General features: G+C 45.2%; 11 protein-coding genes. 5 read left to right on the top strand and 6 right to left on the bottom strand.

Features of this window, described 5'->3' with window-relative positions:
• Positions 1 to 212 precede the first annotated feature (212 nt).
• Positions 213 to 1,739, top strand: a complete 1,527-nt coding sequence (locus tag AC1RNB_RS08155; protein ID WP_493082175.1) for a trypsin-like peptidase domain-containing protein — start codon at positions 213 to 215, stop codon at positions 1,737 to 1,739.
• Between the two features lie 470 nt (positions 1,740 to 2,209).
• On the opposite strand, the gene AC1RNB_RS08150 is transcribed toward AC1RNB_RS08155, so the two are convergent.
• Positions 2,210 to 3,481, bottom strand: coding sequence for an alpha-amylase family glycosyl hydrolase (locus AC1RNB_RS08150; protein ID WP_493082174.1), 1,272 nt, complete (start codon positions 3,479 to 3,481; stop codon positions 2,210 to 2,212).
• A gap of 47 nt (positions 3,482 to 3,528) precedes the next feature.
• Between AC1RNB_RS08150 and AC1RNB_RS08145 the strand changes: the two genes are divergently transcribed.
• The gene (locus AC1RNB_RS08145; RefSeq protein ID WP_493082173.1) at positions 3,529 to 4,869 is read left to right on the top strand and encodes an APC family permease; all 1,341 of its coding nucleotides are present in this window, start codon (positions 3,529 to 3,531) and stop codon (positions 4,867 to 4,869) included.
• A gap of 107 nt (positions 4,870 to 4,976) precedes the next feature.
• On the opposite strand, the gene AC1RNB_RS08140 is transcribed toward AC1RNB_RS08145, so the two are convergent.
• The 4 genes from AC1RNB_RS08140 to AC1RNB_RS08125 form a co-directional block, all read right to left on the bottom strand.
• A complete protein-coding gene (locus tag AC1RNB_RS08140; protein ID WP_493082172.1) occupies positions 4,977 to 6,704 on the bottom strand; it encodes a sodium:solute symporter family protein in 1,728 nt (575 codons plus the stop codon).
• Positions 6,705 to 6,856: 152 nt separating this feature from the next.
• The gene (locus tag AC1RNB_RS08135) at positions 6,857 to 7,009 is read right to left on the bottom strand and encodes a hypothetical protein (RefSeq protein WP_493082171.1); all 153 of its coding nucleotides are present in this window, start codon (positions 7,007 to 7,009) and stop codon (positions 6,857 to 6,859) included.
• Positions 7,010 to 7,011: 2 nt separating this feature from the next.
• The gene (locus tag AC1RNB_RS08130; protein WP_493082170.1) at positions 7,012 to 9,537 is read right to left on the bottom strand and encodes a PIG-L family deacetylase; all 2,526 of its coding nucleotides are present in this window, start codon (positions 9,535 to 9,537) and stop codon (positions 7,012 to 7,014) included.
• Positions 9,538 to 9,650: 113 nt separating this feature from the next.
• Positions 9,651 to 12,146, bottom strand: coding sequence for a M14 family metallopeptidase (locus tag AC1RNB_RS08125; RefSeq protein WP_493082169.1), 2,496 nt, complete (start codon positions 12,144 to 12,146; stop codon positions 9,651 to 9,653).
• Positions 12,147 to 12,269: 123 nt separating this feature from the next.
• Here AC1RNB_RS08125 and ggt point away from each other — a divergent pair, with 123 nt between their 5' ends.
• Genes ggt through AC1RNB_RS08110 form a run of 3 tightly spaced genes read left to right on the top strand, consistent with a single transcriptional unit; the run spans position 12,270 to position 15,285 of the window.
• Positions 12,270 to 13,997 carry a gamma-glutamyltransferase gene (gene ggt, locus AC1RNB_RS08120; RefSeq protein ID WP_493082168.1) on the top strand — a complete coding sequence of 576 codons (1,728 nt, stop codon included), beginning with the start codon at positions 12,270 to 12,272 and terminating at the stop codon, positions 13,995 to 13,997.
• A 41-nt stretch (positions 13,998 to 14,038) separates the two neighbouring features.
• Positions 14,039 to 14,581 carry a DUF1572 family protein gene (locus AC1RNB_RS08115; protein WP_493082167.1) on the top strand — a complete coding sequence of 181 codons (543 nt, stop codon included), beginning with the start codon at positions 14,039 to 14,041 and terminating at the stop codon, positions 14,579 to 14,581.
• 41 nt (positions 14,582 to 14,622) lie between these two features.
• Complete coding sequence (locus tag AC1RNB_RS08110) at positions 14,623 to 15,285, top strand: HAD family hydrolase (RefSeq protein WP_493082166.1); 663 nt, start codon at positions 14,623 to 14,625, stop codon at positions 15,283 to 15,285.
• Here AC1RNB_RS08110 and rfbD read toward each other — a convergent pair whose 3' ends face one another.
• Complete coding sequence (rfbD, locus tag AC1RNB_RS08105) at positions 15,286 to 16,158, bottom strand: dTDP-4-dehydrorhamnose reductase (RefSeq protein ID WP_493082165.1); 873 nt, start codon at positions 16,156 to 16,158, stop codon at positions 15,286 to 15,288. It lies immediately after the preceding gene.
• Between the last annotated feature and the right edge of the window lie 2 nt (positions 16,159 to 16,160).

Here is a 16,160-nt window from a genome sequence, read left to right as displayed (position 1 = left end):
ACCTCACGCCTCACGCTCCCCCTTTCATAAAAATCTTCCCCCCTCCTCTGTTTTTACCCCTATCTTGAATCCACAATCCCCGCCGATCTACGAGGATTGCCGTAAAACATTTGTTAAATGGTGAAACCGGTGAACTGTCAATTAAACAGGTTCGTTTATTTGCTATCAGAAAGGCATAGAATTTGAAATATTAACCCAAAAAGAGCCGTACTATGAATATGAACCTCAAAAGCATCTTAACCATTATGGCCATCAGCGCCAGCACAGCTGTTATGAGCGTGTGGGGCTATGGAAAATTTGTAGAAAGACAAACAGCCGGTATTCAGGAAGCCGGCAAACTGCCGGTTAACTATGCGGGGTATTTCGGCAATAACAATGCGCCGGCCTCCACTGTTGATTTTACGCCGGCTGCAACAAGTGCCACACCTGCGGTGGTGCATATCAAAACAAAAACAAAAGCCAGGCAGGTAAGCAATAACAATACCCGTCAGCGTTTCTCCAATCCGTTCTCTGATCTGTTCGGAGATGATTTTGGCGATTTCTTTGGTGGCGGTCCACGTATCATACCTGAGCAGCGTGCCAGCGGCAGTGGCGTAATTATTACAGATGACGGATACATCGTTACCAATAACCACGTAGTGGATGGCGCCGATGAGATCAATGTAACCCTGGCCAATAAAAAATCATACAAAGCCACTTTAGTGGGAACAGATGCCAGCAGTGATCTGGCAGTGATCAAGATTGAAGGAAAAGGATATCCTTACCTCGTATATGGTAACAGCGATGAAGCCAAACTGGGTCAGTGGGTATTAGCCATCGGTTATCCCTTGAATCTGGATGTAACCGTTACCGCCGGTATTGTGAGTGCCAAATCCAGATCTATCGGTATCAATAACAGGCAGAGTAATACAGCTATCGAATCTTTTATCCAGACCGATGCGGCCGTTAACCCAGGTAACAGTGGTGGTGCATTGATCAATACGAGTGGCGAGCTGATCGGGATCAACTCTGCCATTGCCTCTCCTACCGGTTCCTATGCAGGATACTCTTATGCGATTCCAGTAAATATGGTGAAGAAGATAGTAACCGATATTGTGAAGTTTGGTGCGGTGCAGAGAGCTTTTATCGGGATCCAATACCCCAGCGAGAATCTTTCTGAAGAGCAGAAAAAAGAGCTCGGAACAGGTTATAAAGAAGGCGAAGGCGTATACGTAACCGATGTGCCTGCCGATGGTGCTGCTGCGGCTGCCGGTTTGAAGAAAGGGGATGTGGTTACCAAAATCAACGGAACCGCTGTTACTACCGGACCTGAATTACAGGAGCAGGTAACCCGTTACAAACCCGGCGATAAAATTTCGCTGAGTTATTTACGCGGTGGTAAAGAAAACACCGTATCACTTACCTTAAAGAATAAAGCGGGTACAACTGATATTGTAAAAACAACCGGTATCCTGGAAAAGCTGGGCGCAGAATTGGTTGCGATTGACAGTAAAACTGCAGCTGCTAACCAGATCAATGGTGGTGTGCTGGTGAAAAAAATCGGTGACGGTTTGTTGAAGAAAACAAGAATGCAGGAAGGTTTTATCATTACCAGTGTGAACGATCAGGAAATCAAAACTGTAAATGAACTGGATAAGATCCTCTCCATCAATAAAGGAAGAAAAGTAAAAATTGAAGGTGTATATCCCGGATTTGAAAGTACTTATCCGTATCCGTTGGATTTGAGTGATATCGATTAATGCAATGAGTGAATGAGTGTGTGAGTGAATGAGCGAATGTTTTGAGCGGTGGTTCTTCGGGACCACCTTTTTTTGCAGGCAACATGCTGTAAACAGAAGCATGCCTAGCCTGATTGCCGCTGTTGGTCGCCTGACAAGCAGCTTCTCATGGAACAGGAACAATTAGAAATGGAATACAATTTTTTTGAAGAAATTCCTGCTTTGGTTTATTGCATCTGATGTTGGTCAGCGACCAACAACGGCTAAAGATATCTGTCTATTCTTTGTATCCACGCTCTGAAGAGCTTGGCCAATTGTTTATTTCTTTTGCCGCGCTCTTCAGAGCGTGGGAGAGATCATCTTAAAAATCATTTTCCGGGACTTTAGTCCCGAGTAACTCTCTTTGATGAAAAATAATAAGATATATTCCGAACACTATTGGTCAGCCTCCAACAACGGCTAAGGTTGTTATTCACTTCACCAGATCATTATTACATCTGTTTTTCGTACACGAAATAATCGCCAGCCTGTAATTCGAAGTTCTCTTTGCCATTGAACGCAAAAGAGAGGCCGGAGAAAATATGGGTGAATGTTCCGGTAAGCCATTCGTGCTGTACGGTTACCATAAGGCGGTCCTGACTAGAAAGGTTGAGGGCCACCAGCACCACGGCATCGTTTTTACGGCGCAGGAATACCATCAGTTCGTTATCATGGTTGGATGGAAGGATGAACGTTTCTCCTTCTGTGATAGCAGGATTGTTTTTGTGCAGGTGCAAAAGCGTTTTATAAAAATCTTCGAGTCGCAGTGGCGCATTCCAGCTGATGGGGTCTTTGTGGAAGAATTCAAGCCGTTTGGTATTCGGACTCTCCTGTCCGCTATAGATCAGCGGCATACCTCCCTGCCAGGTGGCCGTGAATACGGCCCAGGCTTTGGCGGCTTTACCGTATTTCTCATATTCCGTTCCGTTCCAGCTGTTCTCATCGTGGTTGGTGGTAAAGAAAAGTTTGCGGGCACCCGCTGGATATTGTGAGTAGCTGTGCAACACTTCGCGAACATCGTGCAGGGAAGCTTCTCCTTTGGCCTGTTTGCCGGTGACATGCATCCATGCCCAGGCATAGGAAACATCAAACACATCATGGTAACTCACTTCTTCGCATTCAGCCAGCCAGAACAGGGGTTTTACTGCATCGCAGGCCGCACGGGCCTGTTTCCAGAAATCCAGTGTAACCAGGTGTGCCATATCGCAGCGGAAACCATCAATATTACATTCGTCTACCCAGAACTTCATCGCTTCTATCATGGCAAAGCGCATCTCTGCATTATCGTAGTTCAGATCAATCACATCCTGCCAGCCGTTGCGTTCGGTAAACTGCCCTTTCTCATCTTTCACGTACCAATCCGGATGGGTAATGGCCCATTCATGATCCCAGCCGGTATGATTGGCCACCCAATCGATGATGAGTTTGAAACCAAGTATATGTGCTTCTCTCACCAGTTGTTTAAAATCGTTCAGATCGCCAAACTCCGGACTCACCCGCATATAACTGCTGCAGGCATAATAACTGCCCAGGCTTCCCAGTTTTTCCTTTTCACTGATAGGTGTGATGGGCATCAACCATAAAATATCTACTCCCATCTCCCGCAGTCGCGGCAAATGATTCAAAAAAGCGGTAAACGTGCCTTCGATCGTATACTGGCGGATATTGACTTCATATATGTTGGCCCCTTTGGCCCAATCAACTGTTGAAAACTTTCTGTCCATAACGGGTTTGTCTGCTTACAAAGAAATAGTTTTATGTTCACAAGCACATGAGTGAGCAACCAAAACTGGAAAGAAAGATAAGCCTTTTACAGGCTACGGCCATCAACATGACAGACATGGTGGGCATTGGCCCATTCGTGGTATTAAGTGTAGTGGCAGAGACCATGAAAGGCCCCTGGTTTCTGTATGCATGGGTGGCTGGCGCCGTTCTCTCCTTTATTGATGCCATGATCTGGAGTCAGTTGGGCGCTACCTATCCATTGGCAGGGGGCAGTTATAATTTCCTGAAAGAAGGCTATGGTTCCAAATGGGGTAAACTGATGAGTTTCCTGTTTGTGTGGCAAACAATGATCCAGGCACCGCTGGTGATTGCTTCGGCTGCAATCGGGTTCTCGCAATATTTTGGCTACCTCACCCATCTGGAAGAATGGCAGAGCAAGAGTATCAGTGGCGGACTGGTAATACTGATTGTTGTGTTGCTGTACCGGAAGATTGAAGCCATTGGCAAAATCAGTGTATTGTTGTGGGTGGGTGTTCTGATTACGCTGTCATGGATTATTGGCGGCGGTTTGTTTCACGGACATTTTCTCGAACCTATTCAACAGATCAATGACGGGTTACAGGTAGACCATGCGTTTGCCGCCGCTCTCGGATTTGCGAGTGTAAAGAGTGTGTATAGTTACCTGGGGTATTACAATGTCTGCCATCTGGGTGGCGAGATCGTGAACCCAAAGAAGAATATCCCCCGGAGTATGTTCATCTCCATTGCTGGCATTGCGGTGTTATACTTGATGATGAATGTGAGTGTAGCATCGGTATTACCTCTCGAACAGATCCAGAAAAGTAAATTTGTGGTGAGTGAGTTTGTGCAGCATTTATCAGGTTCCACTTCTGCCACCATTGCTACCATCCTGATATTGTGGGTGGCTTTTGCATCGGTATTTTCTGCCACACTGGGTTATAGCCGGATCCCCTATGCAGCTGCCAGCGACGGGGCTTTTTTCAAAATATTCGCCAGGCTGCACCCCACCAAACATTTTCCGCATATTTCGCTCTTATACCTGGGTGGTATTGCCTTTGTATTCAGCCTGCTGTTCAAATTACGCGATGTGATAGATGCCATTTTGGCCATGCGCATCCTGATCCAGTTCATTGGACAGGGTATGGGACTTCTATGGCTGGTTAAACGAAAAGGCAAACAGCATTTTGCCTGGCGCATGCCACTGTACCCCCTGCCCGTAATACTGGCTATCCTGATCTGGGGATATATCTTTTTTTCTACCGGAGAGAAAATGATGATGGGAGGTGTTACGGTGATTGGGTTAGGGGTGATTGCTTATCTCATTAAATCTTACCGGAATAAAGAATGGCCGTGGAGGGTTAATTAGTAATTAATAATTAATAATTAGCAATTACTCTTTCTGGCTACTATCTGTTGCCGATGTTTGATGCTAAGAGAACAGCGGGATTACAAATCCGAAATAATTACTAACTACTAATTATTAATTACTAATTGTTTCCTCATGAAGACCTGCAATAGCAAGGCCAGCAATACCACTGCCACTGCTCCTACTACATTGAGCCAGAGAAAGCCGAGTCCGATGATATTGTATTTGTCTAAGAGGAAAAAGGCGATCACAATGAGTTCTCCCAATATGGCCGCAATGAATACGGCATTACTTCCTACTTTCCTGCAATAGAAAGCTACCAGGAATATACCAAGGATCACTCCATAGAACAAAGAACCCAGCACGTTTACCGCTTCAATCAGGCTGCCCATACCGGTGGCAAATTCAGCAGTAACGATACAAAAAATGCCCCAGGCAAGGGTGTAATATTTGGATACACGGTATTCATCGGCACATTGCTGCACATTGGTACTGTCATATTTTGCACCGCGGAAACGGACATGAAAATCAACCATGGTACAGGATGCCAGCGAATTCAATGCCGCCGCAATAGAGCCCCAGGCAGCGAGGAAAATGATAGCAATCAATAAACCTACAATTCCTTTGGGCAGAAAATCTACCACAAAACGAAGAAAGATATAATTGGTATCACTGGTATCGTCAGCTGGCAAAGCTTTTTTCAAAACTGTTTTATACTCTTTCTGGATCTCGGATAATTTAGCAGATCCGTCGCGGAGGCTGTCTTTGTAATTTTCCTTGTTCTCTATTACATAATTCTTGCTCAGTTGCTGCTGCATTAACTGCTGCTCATTGAATTTCTTTTCAATACCAGCCAGTGAATCTTTGTACGGAGTAGCCATCGCTTTTTCGGCTACGGCTTTATTAAAAAATACCGGGGATGAATTGAACTGATAAAAAGTAAACAACATGGCACCCAGTAGCAAGATAAAGAACTGCATCGGTACTTTTACCAGGCCATTCATCAGCAAACCGATGCGGCTTTCGGTATTGTCTTTGGCAGTAAGGTAACGACCTACCTGAGATTGGTCGGTACCGAAATAGGATAAGGCAAGGAAAAATCCACCGATTACGCCGCTGATAATATTATAGCGGTCTTTCCAGTCGAATCCCTTTTCAGAAACACCGGTCGTGATCACATTCAGCTTACCTGATGCGCCACTTACCCGTAAAGCATCGGTGAAACCTACCCCTTCGGGCAGGTAATGCACAATACAATAACCTGCCACAAACATGCCTGCAAAAATGATGATGAGCTGTAACTGCTGCGTATAGGCCACAGCCTTGGCACCGCCGCTTACTGTGTAAATAATGAGTAAACCTCCCATCACAATATTGGTCCAGAAAATATCCCAGCCCATCAGGGAAGAAAGAATGATAGAGGGCGCATAAATACTGATACCGGTTGACAAACCCCTCGACAAAAGAAATAGAGAAGAAGTGAAGGTTCTTGTTTTCAGATCAAACCTTTTTTCGAGAAACTCGTAAGCCGTAAACACTTTTACTCTATTGAAAAGCGGCACAAAAGTGATACAAAGAATCACCATGGCAATAGGCAAGCCGAAATAGTATTGTACAAACCGCATACCGTCTGTAAAAGCCTGACCAGGTGCAGATAAAAAAGTAATGGCACTGGCCTGTGTTCCCATAATACTCAGGAGCACCAGGTACCAGGGCATATTCCTGTCGCTGAGGAAATAACCTTCCAGATTCTTGGCAGTACGGCTTTTATACAGTCCATACGCAATGATGGCTGTTAATGTAATTACCAGAACAATCCAGTCTAATTGGCTCATGCAAAGAATTTAGTAAACCAGGCAAAAAAGATAATGAGCAACCCTAATACCAGGATCACAAAAAAGTACCAACGGCGCCAGGAAGAGAAAAGTGGTATTTTATTTTTATCGGTCATGCATTTGATTTGGCAAGCTTCATAAATGTTTACAGTCTATTTTTTTGTGCTGCTGCTGAGGATACCTCCTGCCAGCAGTCCTAACATCAATCCAACAATCAGACCAATCTTTACATTTTTCAGAAAAATACCAATACCGAGCCCCAGTATTATCAGCGTTACAAATCCGATTCTTTTTCTTGGTTGCATGCTTATTTGTTTTTGGGTAGTGCTATCAGATTGGAAAGTAAGCGGTAAGCACCGGGCACTCCAGCCGGCAACTGCCTGAATAATACAAGGCTAACATACGCGAAATTACCCTTACCGTATCTGGCAATCGCGAGACTACCATTCGCGGGTTTTTCGCCCTTGTCATTCATAGACAGGGGCATTTCGTAATGCGGATCGGCCTGGTCTACCTGGTAAGTGCTGCGCTCCTGTATCCAGCCTTCAAAATCCTTGTCCGTAATTTTATTGGGGTAGTTGAGAACAGGGTGTTTCGGCAACAGGAAATTAACTGTGGCATTTTCATCGGTTACCCTTGATCCTGCACTGATGGAAAACGGGTATGGCCCCAGCTTTAATCGTTTAGCTCCGACTGTATTGCTTTTAACATACTGTGCAATCAGGTTACCGCCAGTTTTGACGTAATTATTGAGAATATCCTGTTTATCGCTCAGCCAGTCATAAATATTAGGTGCCCTGATACCGACAATCACTGCATTAAAAGAGGCAAGTCCTGCATCTGTGACATCGGCTTCCTCCAGGATCTTCACATCGAACCCCAGCTCCTTTAAGGCATCCGGTACCATATCGCCCGCGCCATTAATATACCCTACTTTTTTGCCAACTGTTTTGATTTCTTCATTGATAAATTTGATATGGTCTTTGGCTGAGTAATGAATATTGGGAATATGATCATACTCTATAGACCTGAAATATTTGGAATATACATATGTCTGCCCCCCAAGATAGATTCGCATAGCTGCCTCCAGGTATTCCTGGGATGGATTATAAAACTGCTTCAGCGGTAATGCGATGGTATACTGTTTTCCTTTTTCATAACTGCGTGGTTGTTTTTCAAATGCTGTTTTAGCAGTATCCTGCAGCAAGTAAAGTGTAGAAGGCACATGCTGTTGGGTAAAATTAGATTTATACCTGACATAGATCGAATCAACTGATCGTTTACCTTTTTCATTTTTCACATTCAACAAGGCCACATGCGGGCTTAATGATAAAGATAAATGCGGCATCAGAATAAAGGGCTGGTATACTTCACCTTTTACCGGGTCGATGTATTTGTATTGTACCGGTCGTCTTACCGAGAAAGTGATATCATTAATCTTAATATTGAAAACAGCCGTCAATAAAGGATCATTCCATGCTTTACCTACCAAAAAGGGCTGGGAGATATTGAAGTTGCCCGGAGTTTGTGGAAGCTGGAGCCAATAAGGTTGTGTGGCATTTACAACAGCAGGTTCTCTGATGGGTTCTTTGAGTTCGTACGAATAATTCTGATTGGTTTTTAATAACTGGTCCACGGTTTTACTGTCTGTAGACAACCAAACCGACTCAAGGCTTGCCTTACCATTGTTTCGCTTATTGACAAAAAAGCCAACGGATGCTGTATCGCCCTGTAATACAAATTCTTCCCGGGTAGTAGCTTCCGCAAAAATTCCACTGCAGTTCAATATAATATCCTGCAATTCATTCAGTTTCTGTTGCCGCCACATGCCGCGGTAACTGATGCCCTGTATTGTTTTATACACTTCAATCAAACTATCCACAGAATATTCCGGGTGTTCAAAATTGTATTGTTTGATGATGTTGTTGATGCGCGCTTTTATTTCCGTGCCACCTTCTATGCGGGTCCAGTCAGTTACAATTCCTTCCATGATATCTGTTGTAGCCGTATCCCCTCCGGTAACAACAAAATTTTCAATGATCTCCCCTTTTCTTCTGGGTCTTCCTTCACCCTGGCTTTTGTGCATCGATCTTGCTTCGCCACCAAGATCACCCGAACTTTTGCCAATTAACGGATCATATCCTCCCACATCCATCCGCAATGGCCCGCTCACATTGTTATTACCAAAATTAAATCCGTTGAGTAGTATCCGCTTCGCTTTCCAGGGTTGTAATCCCAGTTTAAGCTGTTCGGGAAATTTCGTTTTATCAGCTGCTGCGAGAAATGCTTCATTGGCAAGTAAGCCGGATGCCCAGTGATGACCGTGCCCGGCCCTTGCATCACCCGGAAAACGTGCAATCAGTATATCCGGTTGAAATTTCCTGATTACAAACACCATATCGGCCAATACCTGGTCCTTGTTCCAGATAGAGAGTGCTTCCGCTGCACTTTTACTAAAGCCAAATTCATACGCAGAAGTAAAAAATTGTTCAGATCCATCAATTCTTCTTGCTGCCAGCAGTTCCTGTGTACGTATCAATCCCAACTCAACCCCCTGCTCACTGCCAATCAGGTTCTGGCCACCATCGCCCCGGGTTAAACTCAGGTAACCGGTACGATACATTCTTTCTTTGGCGAGATAAGGCAGAAACCCATTGTTCTCATCATCCGGATGTGCCGCCACATACAATACACTACCCAGTACATTCAGTTTTTTGATCTGCAGATAGATGTCTGAGCTGCTATAGGTAACCGGGGTCTGCGAGAATACGGCTGTATACGAAATACTGAAGAGGAAGCTCAGCAGTAAAATGTTTTTGAGAGGGAAGCGCATGGAACCAAAGGTTTAAGTGTTTCCGAAGATACTCTCTAGTTGGCTAATTAGGTAAGCCGTTCAACAAAAAAGTCAGGCCGGTTAGGGCCTGACTTTTACCGGTAAAGATTTATTTACTGCCCTACAAGAAAAACCGCATTGCTGATCAGTAATTTTCCGTTCTCCCAGAAATTACGGAACAGAGGGCTTTCAGTAAAATAGATCACATTGCCGCTACCCATATCCTGCACACCGAGTACTACCCCGTCTTTTAATTTGGGTTTGAGTTTATTACCGGTAAAACCGGTAACATAAGCGTCTTTTTTCATCACCCCTACATTCCATCCGTCTTTCATAAATTCAAATACGCCGGCGTCCTGTTTCAGGGTATAATAATAATCAGGATAGCCAAAACCCAATGGATGCGTATTATCCAGCTCCAGTTTATAAATAGCACCTGGGATAGAGTTAGTGAGGTATTGATTTTCGCGATCACCATACTTTTTCACGTTGGCATATTCGCTTTTATCTTCTGATTTATCTTCTTTTAGTTTGATACCCCAATCGGCGCCAGCCATCAGGCTTACGGCATTATCGAGTGCAATGAGTTTTCCTCCGCTGCGTACAAAATCTTTCAGCTTATCGGATACCGTTTTATCATTCAGAATGCGGTAACTGCCATCGGGCAAAATCAGTACCTGGTAATTACGGATATTGATCCGTGCCAGATCTGCTGCATTCAGCAGGGTGATGGGGTAATCCAGTTGTTTCTCGAAGAAATGCCATACTTCTCCGGCTGAAAGAGAAGAGGTTTGGTCGCCGGTTAACATGGCCACTTTTAGAGCACTGCTAATAATCTTCACATCAGGCGATCCAAAATCGGTTCCCTTGTCCATGAACCCGGTTTCTACCGCTACGGGTTGCAGGTTATTCAGGCGGCAGGCTTCACTGGCTACTGTATTCCAGTTGGCCGGGTTACTGGTTTTGAGAACGATCAGCGTACCGCGGTCAAAATTGCGTCCACTATAGGTAAATGGTTTTTCTGCAAAACGCACTTTGATTCCGTTCTTCAGCATATAGGCCAATGCTTTGGCAGCGTTAAATGATTGATAAGGGATCAGTACACCATAAGCCGATTTTGCCTCATTTAATGTACCGGTCAGTTTTGTCGCAGCCGACAATTCCAGCTTCTCTTTCACTGCATATCCCTTAACGCCATAGGCATAGGGTACACTCCATGCAGTGATATCGTAGGTATTCGAATCTGTTACCACTGTTTTAGGCTCCAGTAACACTTTTGCCATCACGGAACGGGGTTGGTAGGCACTAACTGCTACATGATACCCTTCATCTGCAAAAGCATCGTCCTTCCCGGTAAAATAATTCAAACCACGGAAATTCTTATTGGTCAATAAGCCATGGGCAATCCCATTCTGATCCAGCAGTTTAATCACCGCTTTGATCTTGTTCTCATCTTTCGAAGTCATCACATAGGTCTTGTACTCTCCTACCTTACCTGCCTGGCCGTCATCAAAATATTTTTTGAACTCATCCAGCAGTTTCTGTTTGTTGCGCGAAGCGGTTTCGATGGTCGACAGTCCGGTGGTATAGTGGTGCGTAGCCCTGTCCAACAGGGTTAGTGTATCACCATCTTCGTTAATCACACCCATGCCGCCACGCGGGCCGCCCCCTTGTTCAAAAGTCATCCCGATGGCACCATTATAAATGGGATAAGTATCTCCATAGGAAGGATACAGCAGGTCAAATCTTTCCTTGGTAAAAAACAACCAGCCGTTTTTATCAAAATAACGGGCATTGTTCTTTCCGATCATTACCTGGAAATCGCGCTGCCAGGGAGTGATCACTTCATGCAAAGGATCTGCCGCCGGTGCAAAATAGTAGGGCTCATTAATACCCTGTTCATGAAAATCCACATGTACCTGTGGCATCCATTGGTTATATTTTTTGATCCGCTGCTGGCTCTCTACCTGTGTTTGCCAGGCCCAGTCGCGGTTCAGGTCAAAATTGTAATGATTGGATCTGCCACCTGGCCAGGGTTCTGCATGTTCACGTGCTGCCGGATCGGGGTTATACGCAGTTCCCACCGCCCCGTTAAACCAGTTCACATACCGATCACGGCCATCGGGATTGATACAGGGGTCGATCACCACTACCGTATTCTGCAACCACTCTTTACTCTGCATATTATTGGGATCTACCAATGCCCATAGCGTCATCAAAGCCGCTTCTGAGGAAGAAGTTTCGTTACCATGCACATTATAGCTCAGCCATACAATAGCCGGTGCTGTTTCTGTAGCAGATTTGCTGGATGATAATCCGGCAAACCCGAGGTTATTGTTACGGATGGTTTCCAATTTCTGCAGATTTTCGGGAGAAGCGATAAAAGCCAGCATCAGCTCACGGCCTTCATTGGTTTCTCCATACTTCTCCAGCTTCACCATGTCCGGTTTAGCCTGGGCCACCGCGCGGAAGTATTCCACAATTTTATGGTGGCGGGTATAGCGGGTTCCGATCTTGTAACCCATGTATTGTTCTGGACTTTGTAATCCCTGTGCAAATGCACCAATTGCCAGCAGGAGCAGTGCCAAACCGGATAATAATCTCTTCATATAGTAATAAATGAGTTGTGAATGTAGGGAAGAAAGAAAGTCTGTCAGCAATATCTGCCGCTTTTTTTTACACAGTCACTACCCGAAGCCATTGGGTGTTCCAAAAAGCAGTAATTTTCTGCCATGAGAAAAGTTATTATTTGTGTACTGGCATTGGGCAGCCAGTTTGCCCTGCATGCACAGTCGGTACGCTCCATAGTGGGGCCTGGGAAAGCCATCAACCCCTATCACTATACCGTAGTTAAAAAAGGGAACTTCAGTAAAGCATCTGTGGGTAGTGCCCATCCGCTGGCCAGTATGGTAGGTGTAGCCATGATGCAAAAAGGCGGTAACGCTTTTGATGCCGCCATTGCCACCCAGTTGGCACTGGCCGTGGTATATCCCGGTGCAGGCAACCTGGGCGGCGGCGGTTTTTTACTGGGGCGGAAAGCAAATGGCGAGCTGATCGGAATTGATTATCGCGAAGCGGCCCCCGAAAAAGCGCATCGCGATATGTACCTTGATAAAAATGGCAATGCACAGCTGAACCTGTCGCAGGCGGGTCATCTCGCATCCGGTATACCCGGCACGGTGGCCGGATTATTTGCCACACTGCCTTATGCCAAACTTTCGTTCAAAGAACTGGTACAACCCGCCATTGATCTGGCAGAAAAGGGGTTTGCCATTACAGAAAGAGAAGCCAGCAGTCTGAACAGTACCCGCGAATCATTTATCAAAAACAGCACCCGCCCCAGCGCTCTGGTAAAAGAAGGAAAATGGAAAGCCGGCGATACACTGGTACAGAAAGAATTGGCCGCCACTTTAAAGCGGATGCAGAAAGAGGGCTCCCGTGGTTTTTATGAAGGCGAAACAGCCAGGCTGGTAGTGGAAGAAATGCAGAGAGGCAATGGCATTATTTCGCTGGATGACCTGAAAAATTATACCGCCAAACTCCGCAACCCATTGGAATTTGAGTACCGGGGTTACCAGGTAATCAGTTTTGCCCCTCCCAGCAGCGGAGGTATTCTGATTGCACAGATGCTGAAGATGATCGAAAAATACCCGGTAGGCAGTTATGGTTTCCAGACAGCCAGATCTGTGCAGCTGATGATTGAAGCCGAACGTCGCGCCTATGCCGACCGGGCTGAATTCATGGGAGATCCTGATTTTTATAAAGTACCCGTAAAAACATTGATCAGTGATGCCTATATAGAACAGCGCATGAGTGATTATACCCCTGAAAAAGCCGGCAGCAGCAGTACCGTAAAGGCAGGCCAGATCAAAGAAAGCGAAGAAACCACTCACCTGAGTGTCATGGATGAAGCCGGTAATATGGTGGCTGTTACCACTACATTGAATAATGGGTACGGTAGCCGTACAGTTGTGGGAGGTGCCGGTTTTCTGTTGAATAATGAAATGGATGATTTCAGCGTAAAACCAGGTGTACCTAATATGTATGGGGCGTTGGGTGGAGAAGCCAATGCGATTGTTCCCGGCAAACGTATGCTGAGTTCCATGACACCTACTTTATTACTCAGAAAAAACAAGCCTTATGTGGTGGTAGGCACACCGGGAGGCACTACTATCCCGACTTCTGTTTACCAGGCCATTGTTAACCTTGTAGATTTTAATATGAATGCGGATGACGCCATTAACAAACCCAAATTTCACCATCAATGGCTGCCCGATGAAGTGATGGTGGAAGCAGACTTTGACGTAGAAACCAAAAAACAATTGCAATCCATGGGATACAAAGTAACCAGCCGTGGGGGCATTGGCAGAACAGAAATTATCAGGGTACTGAATAACGGTAAAAAAGAAACCGTGGCAGATAAAAGAGGAGATGATTCTGTGGCAGGATTTATGCCGTAATAGAAAGCAACATTCGATATTGCACTTTAAAAAGTACAAACATGTCATTCGAAGCAGATTTTCTGAAAGATGCCATCAAACGTTTCAGGTATTACAAGGAGCTGGGTGATAAAACATTTGCGCAGCTATCTGAAGCAGATCTGTTTTACCAGCCTTCCGGCGAAAGCAATAGCATTGCCGTCATCGTTCAGCATCTGTACGGCAATATGATGAGCCGCTGGACTAATTTCCTCACGGAAGACGGCGAAAAGGAATGGCGGCAACGGGATGCTGAGTTTGAAGTTATGCAGATCAGTCAACAGGATCTATTATCCTTTTGGAATGAAGGATGGAAATGCCTGTTGAATACCCTCGAAAGCCTTCAACCCGAAGATCTGGCCAAAACCGTCACCATCCGCACAGAACCCTTACAGGTATATGATGCTATCCTGCGCCAACTCGCACACTATCCTTACCATGTAGGCCAGATTGTGTATCTCGGACGACTGATTAAAAATGACCAATGGCAATCCCTCAGTATCCCCAAAGGCAACAGCTCCCAATACCTCGATGCAGTCAAAAATGCACAAACCAAACAACCCTGACTTATTTCCAATTTCTAATTTTTAATTTCTAATCCCCCCCAATGCCTCCATTCGCCGTTGCCTTTGACCTTGATGGCACATTGATTGACAATAATCAGTTTCACTTTATTACCTGGCAGGAATTCTATCGCAGAAGAAACCGGGAACTGACGATGGAGGAATACAAAGCCTCTTTCAACGGCAGAACCATGACCGATTGTGTGAAATATGTTTTTCAGCAACGGGATATGTCTGCGCAAGAGATTGAACGATACACCAACGAAAAAGAAAGTCTGTACCGGGAAATTTATGCGGCACATATCAAGCCCATACCTGGTTTATTAGCCCTCCTCGAACTGCTGGACCAGGCGCAGATTCCGATGGTTATAGCCACTTCCGGCATACAGGATAATATTGACTTTTTGTTTTCGCATATACCGATCAAACGATATTTTAAAAGAGTGATCAAGGGAAGTGATATTACCCATGGCAAACCCCATCCGGAAATGTATCAGCTGGCAGCAAAAGAGCTGGGATTACCCGCTGAAAAATGTATTGCGTTTGAAGATGCTACCGTAGGTATTACTTCCGCAGGCGGCGCCGGTATGAAAGTGATCGCATTAACCACCACGCATACTCCGGAAGAACTGACCGGTGCCGACTGGATTGTAAAAGATTATGAAGGAATAAGAATGGAGCAGTTGCAGCAACTTTTCAGCCACTGATCAGGATAATTTACTGATACATTGAACAAGACTTTCTTTCCAGTTTTTCAACAGAACGCCAAAATCTCTAACGATCTGTTGCGTATCCATTACTGAATAAGCCGGTCGTTTAGCAGGTGTTGGAAAATCTTTGGTTGGTATGGGCAGTACCCTACAAGGCAACCCGGCAAGTGTTCGTATAGCTACGGCAAAATCGTACCAGGAAATCTGCCCTTCATTACTAAAGTGATAAATGCCATAATGTACATTGCCAGCTGCCAGTCTGGTGATGATCTGCAAAATAGCCGATGCCAGGTCGGCGGCATAAGTGGGAGAACCTATCTGATCATTCACTACTTTCAGTTCTTCCTTTTCTTTCATCAGGCGCAACATGGTTTTCACGAAATTATTTCCATGGCTGCTGTACACCCAGGAGGTCCGGATCACAATGGTATGGGGGTTATTGGCAAGTGCCAGTTTCTCTCCCATCCACTTGCTGTACCCGTAATAATTCACTGGATCGGCCGGATGATCTATTGCATAAGGCGCCGTTCCTTTTCCATCAAACACATAATCTGTAGAAATTGTAATAAACGGGCAGTTCAGTTTACTGCACTCCGTTGCCAGTAAACCTACGGAAGAAGCATTGACCGTGTAAGTAAATTCCTGTTCAGACTCTGCCTTATCTACTCCTGTATAAGCGGCGCAGTTAATAAAGTATGCCGGTTTGTGTCGTTGAAAAAAAGCAAGCATCATTTCGGGGTCGCTCAGATCAAGCTCTTCTCTGCCGGTGAAAAAGAAGTCAAAAGCAGTTTCAACATTGGCAACCAATTGTTGTAATTCCCAGCCCAGCTGGCCATTTTTACCGGTAACAACAACAAGCGGTTTTGACATGG

Source organism: Sediminibacterium sp. GW821-FHT12F12 (assembly GCF_058806635.1).
The sequence above is the reverse complement of the archived record's forward strand: the minus strand, read 5'-3'. Positions and strand labels throughout refer to the sequence as shown.